The 18,855-nt window shown below is 50.1% G+C and carries 12 protein-coding genes; 8 read left to right on the top strand and 4 right to left on the bottom strand.

Annotated elements, in window-relative coordinates; translation table 11 throughout:
- The first annotated feature begins 78 nt into the window (after positions 1-78).
- Entirely contained in the window at positions 79-8,517 is an 8,439-nt protein-coding gene (locus ABDW13_RS04405; protein ID WP_343551200.1) for a glucoamylase family protein, read from the top strand.
- 1 nt (position 8,518) lies between these two features.
- Here ABDW13_RS04405 and ABDW13_RS04400 read toward each other — a convergent pair whose 3' ends face one another.
- A complete protein-coding gene (locus ABDW13_RS04400; RefSeq protein ID WP_343551199.1) occupies positions 8,519-9,592 on the bottom strand; it encodes an acyltransferase in 1,074 nt (357 codons plus the stop codon).
- A gap of 224 nt (positions 9,593-9,816) precedes the next feature.
- Here ABDW13_RS04400 and ABDW13_RS04395 point away from each other — a divergent pair, with 224 nt between their 5' ends.
- Entirely contained in the window at positions 9,817-11,187 is a 1,371-nt protein-coding gene (locus tag ABDW13_RS04395) for an amidohydrolase (RefSeq protein ID WP_343551198.1), read from the top strand.
- A 194-nt stretch (positions 11,188-11,381) separates the two neighbouring features.
- Here the strand turns inward: ABDW13_RS04395 and ABDW13_RS04390 are convergent, their stop codons facing one another.
- Positions 11,382-11,936: a hypothetical protein gene (locus ABDW13_RS04390; RefSeq protein WP_343551197.1), complete on the bottom strand. Its 555-nt coding sequence runs from the start codon at positions 11,934-11,936 to the stop codon at positions 11,382-11,384.
- A 272-nt stretch (positions 11,937-12,208) separates the two neighbouring features.
- Here ABDW13_RS04390 and ABDW13_RS04385 point away from each other — a divergent pair, with 272 nt between their 5' ends.
- From ABDW13_RS04385 to ABDW13_RS04375, 3 genes are all read left to right on the top strand, one after another.
- Positions 12,209-13,753 (top strand): methyl-accepting chemotaxis protein, encoded by a 1,545-nt coding sequence (locus ABDW13_RS04385; protein ID WP_343551196.1) that lies wholly within the window; start codon positions 12,209-12,211, stop codon positions 13,751-13,753.
- 146 nt (positions 13,754-13,899) lie between these two features.
- Complete coding sequence (locus ABDW13_RS04380) at positions 13,900-14,361, top strand: hypothetical protein (RefSeq protein WP_343551195.1); 462 nt, start codon at positions 13,900-13,902, stop codon at positions 14,359-14,361.
- 5 nt (positions 14,362-14,366) lie between these two features.
- Positions 14,367-14,915, top strand: a complete 549-nt coding sequence (locus ABDW13_RS04375) for an RNA polymerase sigma factor (RefSeq protein ID WP_343551194.1) — start codon at positions 14,367-14,369, stop codon at positions 14,913-14,915.
- 37 nt (positions 14,916-14,952) lie between these two features.
- On the opposite strand, the gene ABDW13_RS04370 is transcribed toward ABDW13_RS04375, so the two are convergent.
- Positions 14,953-15,972 carry an MBL fold metallo-hydrolase gene (locus tag ABDW13_RS04370; RefSeq protein WP_343551193.1) on the bottom strand — a complete coding sequence of 340 codons (1,020 nt, stop codon included), beginning with the start codon at positions 15,970-15,972 and terminating at the stop codon, positions 14,953-14,955.
- Positions 15,973-16,106: 134 nt separating this feature from the next.
- On the opposite strand from ABDW13_RS04370, the gene ABDW13_RS04365 reads away from it, so the two are divergent.
- On the top strand, positions 16,107-16,436 hold the full coding sequence (locus ABDW13_RS04365; RefSeq protein WP_343551192.1) for a gamma-glutamylcyclotransferase family protein: 330 nt from the start codon (positions 16,107-16,109) through the stop codon (positions 16,434-16,436).
- A gap of 107 nt (positions 16,437-16,543) precedes the next feature.
- Positions 16,544-17,329 carry an MBL fold metallo-hydrolase gene (locus ABDW13_RS04360; RefSeq protein WP_343551191.1) on the top strand — a complete coding sequence of 262 codons (786 nt, stop codon included), beginning with the start codon at positions 16,544-16,546 and terminating at the stop codon, positions 17,327-17,329.
- Positions 17,330-17,351: 22 nt separating this feature from the next.
- On the opposite strand, the gene ABDW13_RS04355 is transcribed toward ABDW13_RS04360, so the two are convergent.
- On the bottom strand, positions 17,352-17,564 hold the full coding sequence (locus tag ABDW13_RS04355) for a hypothetical protein (RefSeq protein WP_343551190.1): 213 nt from the start codon (positions 17,562-17,564) through the stop codon (positions 17,352-17,354).
- 392 nt (positions 17,565-17,956) lie between these two features.
- On the opposite strand from ABDW13_RS04355, the gene ABDW13_RS04350 reads away from it, so the two are divergent.
- Positions 17,957-18,757 carry a MetQ/NlpA family lipoprotein gene (locus ABDW13_RS04350; protein ID WP_343551189.1) on the top strand — a complete coding sequence of 267 codons (801 nt, stop codon included), beginning with the start codon at positions 17,957-17,959 and terminating at the stop codon, positions 18,755-18,757.
- Positions 18,758-18,855 lie beyond the last annotated feature (98 nt).

The raw sequence follows: 18,855 nt of genomic DNA, 5'->3' as shown, positions 1-18,855 counted from the left end.
GCTTGCAGCAACGTTAATTCTCCAACTGAAACGGGAATTTATCAGGAAAATAGACCTGACGTTTTTTCCGAACAACAAATGACAAATTATGCGGAACAATTAGCCAAAACGCATCATCTTTCCACGGAAAAAAAGACCTATAAATTATTGCAGCGCTTGGCAGAAAACGAACGAACGTTGATCCTCAGCGCAGAAATATTAAGCAGCGGTGATAAGCGCAACCTGACGCCAGCAGGTGAATGGTTACTGGATAATTTTTATATTATTGAAGAACAAATTCGCTTAGTGCGTCAGTTGTTGCCAACCAAATTTGGTCAGGGTTTACCCGTGCTGGCCACCACTGACCATCATCTACGCATTCAGGCGATTGCCGATGAAATGATCAGCCACAGCGATGGTCGGCTTGAATCCAGCGTATTAACTGCCTTTATTACGGCTTATCAAAACGTTACGCCATTGCTCATGGGTGAATTATGGGCGCTTCCTGCCATGTTACGTTTTGCATTAATCGATAATCTGGCGCGCATTGCCCAAGGTGTAGCAACGATCCACCAGCAACGAAATCAGGCTGAGCAATGGATTGATGAAATTATTCATCACTCGGCTAACGATGCGACACAGGTGATTCAGGTTGTGGCCCCGATGGCGCAAAAAAACGCCGAACTTTCCGGGGCTTTTGTCGCTGAGTTGGCGCGCAGGCTCAATAGCCAGCATCATTCACTGGCATTGACTTGGGTCGACCAGCATCTACTCAACTCCGGGCGCAACAGCGCCAACGTCATCGAGCAATTCAACCGCCAGCTGGCATTGAGCCAGCTCTCGGTGAGCAACAGCATTGGTGGGCTGCGCCAGCTGGGTGAGATTAACTGGCAGGATTTAGTCGAGTCTCTCAGTTTGGTTGAACAAGTCTTGATGCAGGATCCTGCGGGGATTTACCCGCAAATGCACTTCGATAGTCGCGATCAATATCGCCATGTGATTGAGAAACTCGCCCGGCATTGCCAACACGATGAGTTAAGCGTGGCCCATCAGGTGCTGGCGTTGAGCGGCCAGCCCGGTTTACCGCAACGCCAGCAGCATATTGGCTTCTTTTTGCTGGATAAGGGGCGTCAGCAGCTTGAGCAGCAACTTCAGGTGCGCAACTCGTGGCTGAATCGTGCGCGCCATCATCTTAGCCAAACGCCTTTGCTGACGTGGTTGGGAAGCATTGCACTGTTAACCACCGCCTTTAGCGTTGAAACCCTATCGTTTACTCAGCACTCCGGCATGTCTTGGGTGCTGTGGCTATTATTGCTTCCTGCGGTGATCCTGATCAGCAGCCAGCTCGCCATGCAGTTACTTAGTGAAGTCACCACGCGTACTCGCCATCCCGTCGCGCTGCCTCGCCTTGATTATGAAACTACCGTGCCCGATAGCCAGCGAACATTAGTGGTGATTCCCTGTTTGATCAGCAGCAAACAGGGCACCGATACCTTGCTGCGTTCGCTGGAAACCAGCTATCTCGGCAATGCGTTAGCCAACATTAGCTTTGCGCTACTGGCTGATTTCACTGACAACGTCGATCAACATCGTGCCGATGATGATGAAATAATCGGTTATGCCGTACTGAGAATTGAGGCGCTGAATCGCCGTTATAACAGCCAACCCAGTGCGGACGTGCTGTTCACCTTGTTACACCGTAACCGCATGCACAATCCTGTGCAGGGCGTGTGGATGGGATATGAACGCAAACGCGGCAAACTGCATGCGTTAAACCGCTGGCTGCAAGGTGAAGCGGATATGTTCAATGTCATCGTCGGTGCTAATCAGGCGCAAATGCGCATGGTTAAATACGTGATCACCCTCGACAGCGACACCATTTTGCCGCGTGAAACCGCGCATAAACTCATCGGTATCATGGCGCACCCGCTGAATGAACCGGTATTCGACGATCGCCTTAACCGCGTGGTTGAAGGCTACGCCATTCTGCAACCTCGCCTCGCTGAAGAGATCCCGGCTTTCGGGCAAGGCATTTACGCCCGCCTCTCCAGCAGTATTCCGGGTAATGACGCTTACTCTTCGATGTCATCCGATCTTTATCAGGATCTGTTCGGCGAAGGTTCGTTTGTTGGCAAAGGCATTTACGATGTCGCCGCATTCGCTCGCGCTACGCGTAACACCTGTCCTGAGAATCTGGTGCTGAGTCACGACCTGCTTGAAGGATGTTATGCGCGTTCCGGCGTAGTGAGTAATGTGGTGCTGTATGAACACTATCCGGATAACTATCTCAGCGATGTGGCACGTCGTTTTCGTTGGGTGCGCGGTGACTGGCAACTTCTGAACTGGTTACGTTGGCGCGTGCGTCTGGCCGATGGCGGTCAGCAAGCGAATCCATTGAGTGCGCTATCACGCTGGAAATTATTTGATAATTTACGCAGAAGTCTCATCGCACCTGCGTTATTGGTGCTGATTTTCCTGACGTTTACTTTTGTTGCTCAGCCGCTGTTTTGGCTGGGATGTATCGCGCTTTTCTTGCTGCTACCTGGCATGCTCGCGCTGAGCATTGAGGCATGTCGAAAAAGCCGCCAACGCGCGTGGCGACATTATCTGAAGATTCTGTTCGCGGATGCGCAAACGCGGCTTAGCCGAGCAGGATTGACGCTCGCCGTTTTGCCGCACGAAAGTTATTGGTCTGTGAAAGCGATCATTGTCACGTTGTGGCGATTGAACGTAAGCGGGCAATTTCTGCATGAATGGCAAAGCGCGTCGGCCCACAGTGCGGCTCCCGTTCCTCAATTGCATCATTTCTATCGTGCGATGTGGATCAACCCTGTAGCCGCCGTTGCACTGTTTCTTTTAACCTCTTTACTCGCTCCGTATCTGGTGGTTTTCGCGCTTCCATTGGCTGCGCTATGGCTGATTGCGCCGTGGATGCTGTGGCACATCAGTAAACCTGCGCCTGCACGCCAAAAAACGCTAACCACCGCGCAGCAGCTGTTCCTGCGTCAAACTGCGCGTCATACCTGGGCATGGTTCGATGACTTCGTGACTGCCGAACATCATTTTCTGCCGCCGGATAACTTTCAGGAAGTGTTACAGACCAAAGTGGCAAACCGTACTTCGCCCACCAATATCGGTTTGTCGCTACTTGCCAACTTAACCGCATGGGACTTTGGCTACCTAACGCAACATCAGGTGATCTCCCGCACGCTGGCAACCCTGGATAGCCTTGACCGCATGGAACATTTCCGCGGCCATCTCTACAACTGGTACGACACGCACACCTTGCAACCGTTGCAGCCACGCTATATCTCCAGCGTGGACAGCGGCAATCTCGCGGCACATTTAGCCACTCTGCAAGCGGGCCTGGCACAATGGAAGCAGCAACCGGTGATTTCTCTGCCGGTAATCATGGCGGGGTTAAATGACACTTTCCTATTGGCTGAAAAGCAAATCGGCTCTGAGCGGCTATGGCAAAAATTAGCCGCCCAGTTTGAAACCTTGCAGCAGGCGTTGCCGTCCACCTTGCAACACGAACTCGCCAGCTTATTGGCAATCAGCGAACAACTGCTGGCGCAGACATTGCCGCCTGCGCAACAGGTCAACTGGCTGGCGCACTTCACGCGTCAGCTGGCGGATTTGCAGCGCGAGTGGTTGCTTTTTTTCGCCTGGATTACACCGCAGCAGACGTTGCCCGACACTTTGCCTTCGTTGTTATGGCTGAGCGAATTAGACCGCCATCATCCAGAGTTGGAGGCCACATCAGTGGTCTGGGCGGCGCGTGAACGCCTGGCAACCTTGCTGGAACTGGAAGGCCGTCTGGAAAATCATGGCAAAATGGATTTCCGCTTTCTTTATGTCGACAGTACCGCCTTGCTCAGCGTCGGCTACAACCTCGACAGCGGCGTGCTGGATAAAGGCCATTACGATCTGTTTCCTTCGGAAGTGCGACTCACGCATTACTTTGCGATTTCGGCTAATCAACTGCCGGTAAAAAGCTGGTTTGTGTTAGGGCGTCTGTTCACACAACTCGATAATCAGCCCGCGGTGATGTCGTGGAGTGGCTCGATGTTTGAATATTTGATGCCGCACCTGGTGATGCCGGTCTATCCCGATACGCTGCTGGAAAAAATGGCGTTAGCCGCGGTAAAACAACAGATCGCTTCTGGCGTAGCCGCAAATATTCCGTGGGGCGTTTCCGAGTCGGCCTACGCAGCGTTCGATGACAGCCAAAATTATCAATACAAAGCCTTTGGTACCCCCGAATTAGGTCTGCAGCGCGGTCTTAATGATGACAAAGTGGTGGCGCCTTACGCTTCCATGCTGGCGCTAATGGTATTACCGCAACAAGCCACCGATAACCTGATGAAGTTGCAGGCAATGGGCGCCTGCGGCAAATATGGATTTTATGAAGCGCTGGATTTCACTGCGCAGCGCGTGGCGCCAAGCCAGCCCTTTACAGCAGTCAAAACCTACATGTCGCATCATCAGGGAATGGGATTTTTAGCCATTGCGCACCTGCTGCTGAACGCGCCGATGGTGGCACGCTTTATGTCCAGCGCCCGCTTTCACTCTTCGTATTTGCTATTACAGGAAAGAGTGCCAGACGATATCGAGCTGTATACGCCGCGTCGTCAATTTGTCGATCTCACGGACAATAAACCGCGTGCCGCAACCTCTGAACTGCGCGTGTTGCGTGGTGCGGCCACGCATCTGCCGCAGGTACAATTGCTCTCTAACGCCAATTATCATGTGATGGTGACACAAAGCGGCAGCGGCTACAGTGCTTGGAAAGGTTTGGCGATCACCCGCTGGCGCGCGGATAGCACCCGCAATCTGCATGGGATTTTTTGCTATATCCGCGATCATCTCTCCGGCGAGATACTTAGCCCGGCGTTTCAGCCGCTGGCACAAACCCATGCAATGGCTCACTTTACGGATGCTGGCGCAGAGTTTGAGGCGCGCACAGAGTCGCTCACTGCACGCATGCACTTGGTGGTTTCTCCGGAAGATGATGTAGAAATCCGCCGTATCGTGATTACCAATTCCTCGCGTCAGCTGCGAGAGATTGATGTCACAAGCTATGCCGAAGTGGTTTTAGCACCTGCCGCCAGCGAAATGGCGCATCCGGCGTTTAGCAATCTGTTCGTGCAAACAGAAATTGTGGCGGATTTGGAAGCGATTTTGGCGCATCGTCGCCCGCGTGAAGAGAACCCCGAACCAGCTTGGGTGTTCCATGCCCTGCTGATTCATGGTGCCAGCGAGCGCGACACCGCATATGAAACCGACCGTGCGCAGTTCATTGGGCGCAGCAATACACCGGCAAACCCGCAAGCCATCATGCCGCACGGCCAACTCTCCGGCAGCGCGGGCGCGGTGTTAGATCCGATACTTTCGATTCGTCAGAAGGTCGCCCTCAAACCAGGTAAATCAATCACGATCGATCTGATCATTGGCGTCACCACGCAACGCGCCACCTGCCTGCTGTTGATTGAAAAGTATCGCAACAACCTTTACGCCAACCGAATTGTCGAAATGGCGACGTCGCACAGCCAGATAACCTTGCGCCAGCTTAATATCAGCGCGGATGAGGCGAGCCTGTACAACCAACTCGCCAGCGCCGTCATTTTTGCCAGCCCGGAACTGCGCGGTGACAGCAAACGCTGGCAGCACAATCGGTTGGGGCAAAGCGCTTTGTGGCGATACGGCATATCAGGCGATCTGCCCATCGTGCTGGTTTGCATCGACAATGACACGCAGCTCAGCCTGGTGAGTTCGGTTATCAAAGCGCAGCAATACTGGCGGCAAAAAGGGCTGATAGCGGATTTGGTGATCGTTAACGGAGAACAAACCAGTTATCAGCAATTACTGCAAAATCAGTTACTCAGATTGCTGGCATCTGGCGAGATGCAGCAACTGGTCGACAAATCCGGCGGTATTTTCCTGCGACAACGCGATCATCTTGCCGCCGACGAGATCACGCTGTTATTCAGCGTGGCAGTGATTGTGTTGGAAGGCAGCAACGGCACGCTAAACGATCAGCTGGCGTTGGTATTGAAAAAACCACCTACGCCTGCCAGCACACGCTTCCTGCCGCAGAAATATCCGGCACCCAGCACACCGAGTCCGACCTCAGCAGCTGACTTACAATTTTTCAACGGCACCGGCGGTTATAACGCCGATGGCAGCGAGTACCACATCATATTGGCGGAGAACCAGCAAACGCCCGCGCCATGGTGCAACGTGCTAGCGAATAAACAATTTGGCAGCGTGATCTCCGAAAGTGGTCAGGGTTATAGCTGGTATGAGAACGCGCATGAGTATCGACTTACGCCGTGGCACAACGATCCGGTTAGCGATTCTTCCGGTGAAGCTTTTTATCTGCGTGATGAAGAGAGTGGCGATGTATGGTCGCCTCAGCCGCTGCCACTGCGCGGCACTGGGGAATACCTGACGCAACATGGTTTGGGCTACAGTCGCTTCAGGCATCATGAACAGGGTATTTCAAGTACTGTCACCACCTTTGTGGCTCATGAAGCCGCAGCGAAAATTACCCTTATCCAGCTCAACAATCTGTCAGGCCGAACCCGTGCGCTATCCATCACCGGCTATGTGGAATGGGTGCTGGGTGAATTAGCCAGCCAATCGGCTCGCCATGTCCAGACTTCATCGGCGCTGGTTGCTGCCGGTAGCGCCGTTTTGGCGAACAATCCTTATACCAGCGCCGGTTCGTCGCGCACCGCCTTTTTTGCCGCATCCGGCCATCAAATCGCCTTCAGTGGCAATCGGCTGGAATGCCTTGGACGCCACGGTTCAACGCGCCAACCAGCGATGATGCAAAGCCGTGGCTTATCTGGCTCGACCGGCGCCGGTCTCGATCCCTGTGCCGCACTGCAAACGCTGACCACGCTGATTGATGGTGATACTCGCACCTTCGTTTTCGTATTGGGCGCGGCAGACGACAGCGCAGCGGCTTTAACGCTGATGCAGCAATTGCTGCCTGTAGACCGAGCCGAAGCCGAACTTGAGCAGGTCAAACAACATTGGCAAACCTTGCTGAATAAAGTCGAAATGCATACACCGGATAATGCAGTGAATTTGCTGGCCAACCGCTGGTTGCTGTATCAAACCATCGCCAGCCGTTTGCTGGCGCGCAGCGGTTATTATCAATCGGGTGGCGCTGTTGGCTTTCGCGATCAGTTGCAAGATACCCTGGCGCTCACCCATGCCGCGCCACATCTGTTACGCGATCAGCTGGTGTTATGCGCCTCACGACAATTCCTTGCCGGCGATGTCCAGCATTGGTGGCATCCACCTTCAGGGCGCGGCGTGAGAACACGCTGCTCCGATGACTATTTGTGGCTGCCGTATGCACTTTGCCATTACGTGACCGCCACAGACGATCTCACCGTTTTAGATCAGCAAGTTGCCTATCTGGATGCGCCGGTGCTTGCTGCCGACGAAGAGTCGATATATAGCCTGCCTGGCGTCAGCCCGGAGCAGGAATCCCTTTATCAACACAGTTTACGTGCCATCCAACACGGACTGACTTTCGGCGCACATGGTTTGCCGTTAATGGGATCAGGTGACTGGAATGACGGCATGAGCGCGGTTGGCGCGGCGGGCAAAGGCGAGAGCGTGTGGTTGGGCTTTTTCCTCTACAGCGTCTTGACCCGCTTTGCCGCCCTCGCCCAACGCATTGGCAAAACGGATGACGCAAACTTGTGCCAGATGCAGGCGGAAAAGCTAAAAACGGCATTAAATCATAGCGCCTGGGATGGCGAATGGTTCCTGCGCGGCTTCTTTGATAACGGCGCGACGCTGGGTTCTCACCTTAATGATGAGTGTCGCATTGACGCGGTTGCCCAGAGTTGGTCGGTGCTTTCTGGCGCGGGTGAGAAAGAGAAAACGGCATCGGCAATGCTGGCGCTGAACCAGAAATTGGTGGATGAGGAGCATGGGTTAATTAAGTTGTTAACTCCTCCATTCAATGGCAACGGCCCCAACCCCGGATACATTCGCGGCTACTTGCCCGGCACGCGTGAAAATGGCGGACAATATACCCACGCCGCGTTGTGGGCGATCATGGCATTTGCCGAAATGGGTGACATCGAGCGAGCATGGTCGCTGCTGGCGCTGATTAACCCTATCAACCACAGCCTTAGCGCTTCCGCCGTCGAAACCTATAAGGTTGAACCCTATGTGATGGCCGCCGATGTTTACAGCGCTGAAAACCACGAAGGTCGTGGCGGCTGGACGTGGTATACCGGCTCAGCGGGCTGGACCTATCAATTAATCCTCGAAAGTCTGTTAGGCATCACGCGCCAGGGTAATCGGCTGCGATTGCGCACGCGCTTGCCTGCGGCGTGGCCTGGCGTAACGGTGATTTATCGTGAAGGTAAAGGTCATTATGAGATTGATATCAGGCGCACGGATGGCGCCTGTCAGTTGTGGCTGGATGGTGAACAATCTGGCGGCGATGAGATCGTGTTGAGTCAAAAGCCGCAACAGCATCAGGTCTTGCTTTTAATCTCCTGATTTATGAATTAACACGTTGCTCTTCAAAGCGCATTTTTTCTGCAATACGATGCCCGAGCTTAATGCCGGGCTTCTCAATAAAGTGGAAGAATAGCGTTGCCAGCAATATGCTGCACAGCATAAGGAATATGAAAATCAGGATATTTTGACCCGCGGTGGTATTTTCCGGCAGAAAACGGAGAATAAATATCCTGAGTGAAAAATGCACCAGATACAACGAATAGGATATATCGCCAAAAAACATCATCAGCGGTATTTCTTTTGTCGGTCGGTAATAGTCACTGATAATCGCCGCCAAGAGAATCAACGCAGCCAACCAAAATCCACCATACATACCAAACTTTTGCGGACCGATAATAAATGCTGCAAAGGGCGCAGCAATAAGGGCAATAACTGAAATCACTCGCGGCCACTGTACCTCTTTCGATACGATTCGATGTAAATAAGCCTCTGCTAATAACATACCGAAAATGAATTCATACAGGATGGTGTTACCAGCCACCTTCAATATCGCTTGCCACCAATGTGTGACGGTAATTTGCGGGGAAATCTGTGACGCCAGCGCAAAGTCACCGTTGACCGCCAGTTGTAATCCTACGGTAGAAGCCAAAATGATCCCCGCGCACACATAGCTGCGGTAGCGATAAGAGATCATCATTGAGAGACCAAATAGCAGGTAAAACAATAACTCATAGGTTAACGTCCACGGCGGTCCCAGCATGCTGTTGCCGAAGCCGGGGCCTGGCCGCGTGTAATCTTGCAGGCCAAAAAGCAACGCATTGATCATCGTGCCTAACGGCTGATCGCGATAGACAAACAAACACGCTAACAGCCAGGTGATAAAGAAAACCGGCCAAATGCGGAAAAATCGTTTAATAATAAAACTCACCGGCGTAATGGAACTTTTTTGTGTCGCTAACGTAATAATAAAACCGCTAATAATGAAAAAGATATCGACACCCAACGCACCCGGAATATTCTTAACCCATTCACCAGATAATAAAAAAGAGTTATGTGCAACGACCACCAATAGCGCGGCTATACCGCGTAGGTAATGGATAGAGAGAAGTTTCATGGTGGTAAATCCTATTGCTTGTGACTTTATACTCTACGGCTGAGTTTATAAAATAGATGACAATGGCTGATTGTTCCAGGTTGTGATCAATAGTGACCTAAAAAACAACCGTACTTAAATCATCACGCTTGCAATTACAATTCCCCATAGCTAGCAGTGGAAAATATCTCAGCGCCATAAGGTTCTCTATTTTAGGGTGATTCTCCCCTACAAGGAGAATAATTATGAGCATCTCATCATCTGGCAATCGTCGTGAATTTCTGTCCGCTGGTATGAAATTGGCGGCGGCCGGTACGCTGCTAAGCGCTGGTTTCAGTCGTAGCGCTAATGCGGCTGAAGCTTGCGCGCCTTCTCACGCCGCTCAAGTTGACGCCACGCACTACCTGCTGCGCAATGTGCGGCTGGAAGAAGCCTTCATTCGCAAAGCGGATGTGATTACCGGTACGCGCACTGGTTTGTACGATATCGAAGTGAATGCAGGTGACATTGCCGCCATTCATTCAGCCGGAATCAGCAGCAACCTTCCTGCATGGGATGCAGCGGGCCATATTCTGCTGCCCGCCACTCGCGATATGCATATCCATTTGGATAAAACTTTCTACGGCGAAGGTTGGCGCGCCCCGCTTCCTCGCCACAGCGTGATCGATATGATCCATCAGGAAGAGCAAATCTTGCCCGAACTGGTGCCAATGTCGGAGATTCGCGCGGAGAAATTGATCGGCTTGCTGCAATCGAAAGGCAGCACCACCGCACGCAGTCACTGCAATATTGATCCGATCAGCAAGTTACAAGGTCTGGAACATTTACAGCAGGCAATTGAACATCATCGCGCCGACTTTTCGGCAGAAATCGTCGCCTTCCCGCAGCACGGGTTATTGCGTTCACATGTTGAAGGCATGATGCGCGAAGCGATGAAAATGGGGGCGAATTATGTCGGCGGATTGGACCCGACCAACGTCGACGGTGCGATGGAGAAATCGCTGGATGCAATGTTCAGTATCGCGCTCGACTTTGCTAAACCCATCGATATTCATTTGCATGAAACTGAGCCGCATGGCGTTGCCGCGATTCGTTATATGCTGAAAACCGTACGCGACAATCCGCAACTGAAAGGCAAAGTGACGATTAGCCACGCTTTCGCGCTCGGCACGCTGCAAGGCAAAGAGCTGGATGCGATGATCGAGCAGCTTAAAGAGCAACAATTTAGCATCGCCACCACAGTACCGATTGGACGGGTCATTATGCCGTTGCCGCAACTGCGTGCCGCTGGCGTGCCGGTTTGGTCGGGCACCGATACTATCGCCGATCACTGGCAACCGTTTGGCAGCGGCAGCATGCTGGAAAAGGCCAACGTCTATGCGCAGCTGTATCGCGGTCCCGATGAATTCTCGTTGAGCCGCGCATTAGGTATTGCCACTAATGAGGTGTTGCCACTTAACCCACAAGGCGAGCAGCAATGGCCAAAAGCGCAGGATAAAGCCACCATGATGTTGGTTAACGCTAGCTGTTCCGCTGAAGCGGTGGCACATGTTGCGCCGGTGGTCGCCACCTTCCATAACGGTAAACAGGTATTTGGTAGTTTGTCGAAGCTGTAATTTTTCCCGGTCACCCTTTATGGTGACCGGGTAAATGCTTCAGATGAACATTACGCTCCACGGCGTCGGTTATAAAACTTCTTTTTCCTGCTGCTGTTGATTGCCCTGGTGATGGCGAAAATAAAAATAACCATGCAAGCCAACGAAATAATTACTGATAGGAATTCAGACACGTAACACCTTGAGGTTTATTATTAACTAACGATGCCTTTAGCGATATAAATCAGCGCCCTTTCTGAAAGAAGATTCTTGATATTCAATCGCCGCTTACAATAGGAGAAGTTGTTCTTTATTGTTGACCGGCTCTTGTTCATTATCAGCGCAATATCGGTAATATCCATCCCGCGCGACTTCATATAGATGATCTGCATACTTTGCAGCGATAACAACGTTGAGTGCCGATGTTCGAGTACCAGCGAGCACATGATGTAACACGCCAGATCATTAACCTTGGCTTTCAACGAAATAAAATGAATACGATCATAGACTTCAAAGCACACGTCATCGTGCGATAACACGAACACATAGGCATGATCGCCATAGATTTTCCTGATTCTAAAAATATCCGCCATCTTGATATCCAGATATCCCGCAGCGGAATCTAATACGATAATCACGTCATTATGTGGCAGCGTGGGAAATCGACTGACAATCAATTCACTGATGCCCAATGAGGTAAAAGGACAATCGGAATACACCACCAGTTTGGATTGCCCTAAATAGGTCACCCTGGTATTTTTTAATGGCATGATGTTACCCGCACTTAATAATAACTTCTAATAACTAGCGCGAAGTTCTACAAATTTGATTTTCAGAAACATACTCTCAATAGTTTGTGATAAGAAGGATTATTACTTTGTTATTTCACTTAACTAACAACATCCTTACATACTTTCCGCTTTTACCTATTGCGCACCCTTAATGGACAAAAAACGACCTAACTTCAACATTAAATTTATGCAAATTCTACTTCCACCGATAGTAAGACCGACTGAGTATTTTGATTAATAATGAGGTGATTATGCGGTTCAAAGATTTAAGTGTTGGCTGTCGACTAGGTTTAGGGTTCGGTTTTCTTTTATGCCTGGTAGTCGTTATGGCATCCATAGGTTTCCTGCGTCTGAAAGAAGCCGGCGAAAAAACCGAAATGATTGTTCAGCAACTGCTGGTTAAAGAACGCTTAGCCAATCAACTCTCTACGATTATCCGCTCAAATAGCGCTAACTCAATGACCTGGATGCGCACCCACAATCAGGAAATTCGCGCCAGTATCAACTCAAAATTCACATCTGATGCCGCAAGCTACAACGAAATTATGACTCAACTTGAGTCAAGTATAAAAAGTGAACATGGTATCGATCTTATCGGGAAGATTAAAACTGCAAGAAGTAATTACATTGAGTTGCGTAACAACGGACTCAAAATAGCAGCTAATGCGACGATGGCTGAAGTTGATCAATTTATTGATGCGCGATGGATGGCTGTCGTTGCTGAATACAATGATTCAGTTGGTGAGTTGATGAAGTATCAACAACATTTGATTGATGAAGAGTATGTCAGAATTCGCAATGCGGAGATTTCCGGTGAACGTGGCCTGATCATCGGCGCGTTGTTGGCTATTTTATCGAGCGTGTTGCTGGCTTATTTTATTACTCGCAGCATCACCAGACCATTACGTGAGGCAGTTAATATTGCACAAAGCGTGGCGGCCGGAGATTTAACCACCACCATTGTGGTTGATTCCAAAGATCAACTCGGTCAGCTAAAAGCCGCCTTGCACGATATGAGCATCAGCCTGCACGAAGTCTCAGAAGGTATCATTAATGGCAGCGTCGCCATTTCACACGCTTCAACCGAGATTCTTTCAGCAAGTCACGATCTCGCCGCACGAACTGAAGAACAGGCGGCGAGCGTTGAACAAACTGCGGCGACCTTGCAACAAATTTCGGCCACTAGCAAAAACACTGCCGATCACGCCAACAGAATGCATATCTACATGCAAGATTCTGGCGAGATCGTTAACGAAAATGGTTCATTGATGGCTCAAGCCACTTCGCGAATGGATGCGATTAAAACCTCATCCGAGAAGATGGTGGCGATTACCGAAGTGATTGATGGCATCGCTTTTCAGACAAATATATTGGCGCTGAATGCGGCTGTAGAAGCGGCGCGTGCGGGTGAGCAAGGCCGTGGCTTTGCGGTAGTGGCCTCTGAAGTTCGTGCCTTAGCGCAACGTTCAGCAGGTGCATCCAAAGAAATCCGTACCCTGATTGATGATTCATCCGAACGTATTATTGGTGGTCAGGATTTGGTGACCAAAGCACACACCGGCATGGATACCATTGTTGGCAAAGTCGAAAATATGCAAATGCTGATTCGCGACATTTCATCGGCATCGTTAGAACAAAGCGACGGAATTTTGCAGCTGAATGAAGCGATGGGATTAATTGACAGCACCAGTCAGCATAACGCCTCAATGGTTGAGCAAGCAGTGGCAGCAACCGCATCCTTACAGGAACAGGCCGATAAATTGCGCAGTTTGGTCGGCTTCTTTAAATTGAAATAATCGCTATATCGGGTGCGGAGAAATTCGCACCTTCTTTCCCCTTGCCAAGTCTCATTCATTTTTTTCCTTTTTTTAGCAATATTCCCATCGCTCATTCGTCTACCTCCTCACAAGCAGTTATCCGTTAATCTAATGAGGTACAAACAATGAGAGATTTTGATATGCGCAGTCACCATCGTGAACACCATTTTGGCCGCCACCGCATGGCGAAGCCGCTAGTCATTGGTGCGGTGATCGTCGCCGCGCTCGGTTTGCTGGTGATGTCGCTGTGGAACGCTTTGCTGCCGGAGATTGTCGGCGTGAAAACCATCGGCTTCTGGCAGGCTTTGGGATTACTGGCGCTGTGCCGCATTCTATTTGGTGGTTTAGGTTTCCGTCCTGGCATGTTTGGTATGGCGCGTCGTCGCATGCATGAACGTTGGATGCAGATGACACCAGAGCAGCGCGAAGAGTTTATGCAACATCGCCGCAACCGTTTTGGTCATCGTGGTCACCATGAGCGTTGCGATCGCCATGAGCGTTGCGATCGCCGTGAACGTCGCGACGAACGTTATGATAATCGTCCGCAATCCGACGACAATGCGCCGAAACCGACTGATGCCGAGTAAGCCTGATGGCACATGATTCTCTGCTGATGTCGGCGATTAACGCCTGTCGTACTAAGCTAAAAGCGTTCATTCGTGGTCGTACCGCGGTGCGCGAAGATGCCGACGATATCTTGCAGGAAGTAACTTATAAATTGATGCAAGTTGAACAGCCGGTGGAAAATGTTGCTGCCTGGCTGTTCCGCGCAGCACGCAATGAGATGACCGATCGGGCGCGCAAAAAACGTGAGTTGCCGTTAGCCGATTATTTTAACGCCTCGGACGAGAGCGATTTCCCGGAAGATGAGCTGGCGGAAACCTTATTCGGCGTGCCGCAAACGCCCGAAGATGAATATCTTAAAGCGCTATTGTGGGAAGAACTGGAAGAAGCATTAACTGAATTGCCAGACACACAACGCGAGGTGTTTGAGAAGACTGAACTGCTGGGTTACAGCTATCAAGAGTTGGCTGCGGAAAATGGCAGTAGCGTGCAGGCGCTATTATCGCGCAAACACAAAGCGGTGCTGTTTTTACGCACGCGGCTACGCAATTTGTATGACGAACTGACCGAAGAGTAAAACAATGAACCCGATTTAAAATCGGGTTCACTGTTTCTCACCACCACGCTTTTTCATTTTTCGGCTGTAAAAATTGCACGCCCTGCCCAATCTGCGGCATTGATATCTTGATGTGATTTTGTTCTGCCAACTCGACAATTTGATTCAACGGATCATGCCAGGCATGAAACGCCAAATCGAACGCTGCGTTGTGAATCGGGAATAACCATTTGGCGTTGAGATCGATGAAGGCTTTAATCGTGTCTTTCGGCTGCATATGGATATCGGCCCAGCGCGCGTCATAGGCGCCATTTTCCAGAAACGCCATATCAAACGGGCCTAATTTATTGCCGATCTGTTTAAAACCGGGGAAATAACCCGAATCACCGCCAAAGAACAGACGAAATTCATCGCTGATGATGCTCCAGGAACACCATAAACGTTTATTACCATCGAATAAGCCACGACCGGAAAAGTGTTGTGACGGCGTAGCCACAAACTGAATGCCGCCAATATGTTTCGATTCCCACCAATCCAGTTGCGTAATCTTTTCTCGCGCGACACCCCATGAAGTCAGCAAATCACCCACGCCAAGCGGCGTAAGAAAATAGCGCACGCGATCCTTCAGCTGCATGATGCTGTGATAATCCAAATGGTCATAATGATCATGCGAAAGAATCACGCCTTCAATCGGCGGCAATTCGTCTAGCGCGATGGGCGCAGGCTGAAAGCGTTTCGGACCCAGCCAACTGAATGGTGACGCGCGCTGATTAAACACCGGATCGGTGAGCCAAAATTTGCCGTGCATTTTGAACAATAACGACGAATGTCCAAGTCGAAAAACGCTGTTATCGGCAGCAGCGGCAAGCTGCTGCGCATCGAGTTTAATCAGCGGCAGTGCCGATTCTGGCACAGTATTTTTCGGTTTGTTGAAGGTGAAATCCCACAGCAATTTGGCATATTCGGCAAATCCCAGCTGCTGACGTGGAATGTTGTTGGTAAATCTTGCGCCATCATATTGCGCTGATTGTGGGTAGCTTTTGATATTGCAGCGAGAAATGCTCGAACTATTCAACATTGATCTTTTACCTCTCATCGCGGGTCCTTCAGAATAGCCACTTTCATTACCAGACACATCGCATATCGGGCGATTGATGACATCGTTATCGCCGATAGTTAACGTAACGCTTTTGCTTGATTTCACGAGGGAAAATGAAACGCTTATTTGTTTATGGCACGCTGCAACCGGGACACGCTAATGCCCATATTCTGGAGAACATCGGCGGTGCCTGGCAGGCCGGATGGGTAACCGGCACCTTCTATCAATATGGTTGGGGCGCAGCCGCTGATTTTCCGGGCATCGTGTTACAGCAAAATGGCCCGCGCGTGCCAGGTTATGTGTTCACCTCAGAAAATCTTGCAGACCATTGGCCGATGCTGGATGAATTTGAAGACGGTTACGACCGTGTCGAAGTGAATGTCACCACCGACAATGACGAGCAAATCACTGCGTGGGTTTACCAGTTGCAGCCGCAACAATGATCTACGAATTTTGTAGGGTGCGCATTCATGCGCACCTGGTAATTTACCAACCGCCGGGTTAGCGACTACGCTGGTGCTGAGGATGTTTAAACATCGAGGAGAGCACCATGATTAACGTCTGCGTGGCCTGCGGCACGTCCTATCTTCAGGACGAGATTGAACATTGCAAAATTTGCGAGGATGAACGGCAATTTGTGCCTAAAAGTGGGCAACAGTGGTTATCGCTGGAAACATTGCGCGCCTCGCACAGCAATAAATGGCAGCAACATTTACCTCAATTATTGAGTCTGCAAACCGTACCCAGATTTGCCATTAACCAACGCGCATTTTTGCTGCAAACGCCGCATGGGAATGTTCTTTGGGATTGCATCGCCAATTTGGATGATGCCAGCAAAACCCTTATTTCCGCGCTGGGCGGCCTGCATGCCATCGCTATTTCTCATCCACATTATTACAGCACCATGCAAGATTGGGCGGCAGCGTTTAATGCACCTATTTATTTGCACGCGGATGATAGCGAATGGATCATGCGTGACAGTCCGCATATACAGCTTTTCGCGGAGGATGAGTTCGAGATTTTACCTACGGTTAAACTGATTCGCCTTGGCGGACATTTTGCCGGCGGCTGCGTATTACATTGGCAGCATGAAAACGGGATATTACTGAGCGGGGATATCGTACAGGTTACGCCTGGCGCGGATGGCGTCTCGTTTATGTGGAGCTATCCCAACATGTTACCGTTGTCAGCGACAACGGTAGAAAAAATCATTCAACGATTGGCAAAGATAAAATTTGAGCGGATTTACGGTGCGTTTGAACACCGTGAAATTACGTTCAATGCTCAGCGAATCTTGTTGCGGTCAGGCGAGAAATATCTCTCCTGCTTGACCTGAATTCTATTTCTTAGCGCAAACGTTAGCCACATTGCGGGATGAAATCAGACTCCTGCGTGGCGATGAAATAGTGATCACCCTTCTCAATCTTCACACCACGATCGTGCCAATGCGCTGCCATAGTAAAGAACGCATCGCTGGTGAGATTAAAGCCAATAATAACTGAAGGGTGTTTACCGCTGCTGAGATACGCTTCCAGCTGCTCCATGTTTTCCGCTGTAACTGACGACATCATGTTCTCTCTATCCATCACAAAAATATTTTGCGCCAACAGACTAGCTTATAAGTAAACGATTACACAATGCAGTTTTTGTAATCTTATTGTAATAGAAAAATTCTGTTTTTCTTCATCGACACCTCCTGAAATCCTCATAGAACCTGCTGTTTGAGATCGTTCTCAGTTCACCCAAGCCTATTCTGGGAGTTAATTAGTTTCCCATCGCTACACTGTTTCGTTATGGATATATCAGGGCATCAACATGTCAATTACGGCAATTAATTACTTATTGCTATGATGCGCGCAATTTTCGCGCTGAGTGAATAAGCAGCAAACGCGCCGAAGATGGATGTACAGACGTCTAGATATCCACTATAGTCCGAATCCTACGCAAAATAGGAATCTGCGCCATGAAGAAAATTTTACTGACCTCGCTGCTTGCCGCTTCTGTTGCCTTACTCAGCGGTTGCAATAAAGACAATGAAAACCAGATTAAAGTCGCGATTAACACTGGTCCTGATCAGGCGCTGTGGGAAACGGTTAAGCAGGTTGCGCACGACAAATATAAGTTGGATGTCGATGTTATTGCCTTCAATGATTACGTGCAGCCGAACGAAGCGCTGTTTAATAAAGACGTCGATGCCAATGCTTTCCAAAGCCTGCCGTATCTGGAAATGCAAACCAAAGAGCGCGGCTACCATTTCGCCGTGGTAACCAACACCTTTGTTTTCCCCATCGCCGGTTATTCACGCAAAATTAAATCGCTGAAAGATCTGCCCGATGGCGCTACCGTGACCATTTCGAATGAAGCCACCACGCTGGGTCGCAGCTTGCTGTTATTACAAGCGCAAGGTTTGATCAAAGTGAAACCAGAAGCGGGTCTACTACCGACCACATTGGATATCACCGACAATCCGAAGAAATTAAAAATTGTTGAAGTGGACACGCCACAATTGGCACGCACGCTCGACGATCCGCAGGTCTATATTTCGATCATCAATAATAACTTTGCCGCGTTGGTCAATCTTTCCGCCTCGCGCGACGGCATGTTTATGGAAGGCAAAGCCTCGCCATACGTTAATGCCATCGTGGCGCGTGAAGATAATAAAGACAGCGCCAATGTACAGAAGCTGAAACAAGCCTTCCAGTCGCCAGAAGTGCTGAATAAAGCCAATGAGATCTACAAAGGCGATATTATTAAAGGCTGGTAATTTACCGCAAAACGCCGCGCACATTCCGTTGCGCGGCTTTCATGCCGTTCTGTGACTCCTCGCATAATCTCCTCATCATTGGCTGTTTGATTCATCGA

The organism is Pantoea sp. (assembly GCF_039594315.1).
GTDB lineage: Bacteria > Pseudomonadota > Gammaproteobacteria > Enterobacterales > Enterobacteriaceae > Pantoea.
This window is presented reverse-complemented; position numbering and strand designations above follow the sequence as displayed.

What these genes read in the sequence shown, in the direction of transcription:
- ABDW13_RS04405 (WP_343551200.1), top strand. Translation starts at nt 79, where the DNA reads ATGACAAATTATGCGGAACAATTAGCCAAAACGCATCATCTTTCCACG.
- ABDW13_RS04400 (WP_343551199.1), bottom strand. Translation starts at nt 9,592, where the DNA reads ATGAAACTTCTCTCTATCCATTACCTACGCGGTATAGCCGCGCTATTG.
- ABDW13_RS04395 (WP_343551198.1), top strand. Translation starts at nt 9,817, where the DNA reads ATGAGCATCTCATCATCTGGCAATCGTCGTGAATTTCTGTCCGCTGGT.
- ABDW13_RS04390 (WP_343551197.1), bottom strand. Translation starts at nt 11,936, where the DNA reads ATGCCATTAAAAAATACCAGGGTGACCTATTTAGGGCAATCCAAACTG.
- ABDW13_RS04385 (WP_343551196.1), top strand. Translation starts at nt 12,209, where the DNA reads ATGCGGTTCAAAGATTTAAGTGTTGGCTGTCGACTAGGTTTAGGGTTC.
- ABDW13_RS04380 (WP_343551195.1), top strand. Translation starts at nt 13,900, where the DNA reads ATGAGAGATTTTGATATGCGCAGTCACCATCGTGAACACCATTTTGGC.
- ABDW13_RS04375 (WP_343551194.1), top strand. Translation starts at nt 14,367, where the DNA reads ATGGCACATGATTCTCTGCTGATGTCGGCGATTAACGCCTGTCGTACT.
- ABDW13_RS04370 (WP_343551193.1), bottom strand. Translation starts at nt 15,972, where the DNA reads ATGTTGAATAGTTCGAGCATTTCTCGCTGCAATATCAAAAGCTACCCA.
- ABDW13_RS04365 (WP_343551192.1), top strand. Translation starts at nt 16,107, where the DNA reads ATGAAACGCTTATTTGTTTATGGCACGCTGCAACCGGGACACGCTAAT.
- ABDW13_RS04360 (WP_343551191.1), top strand. Translation starts at nt 16,544, where the DNA reads ATGATTAACGTCTGCGTGGCCTGCGGCACGTCCTATCTTCAGGACGAG.
- ABDW13_RS04355 (WP_343551190.1), bottom strand. Translation starts at nt 17,564, where the DNA reads ATGATGTCGTCAGTTACAGCGGAAAACATGGAGCAGCTGGAAGCGTAT.
- ABDW13_RS04350 (WP_343551189.1), top strand. Translation starts at nt 17,957, where the DNA reads ATGAAGAAAATTTTACTGACCTCGCTGCTTGCCGCTTCTGTTGCCTTA.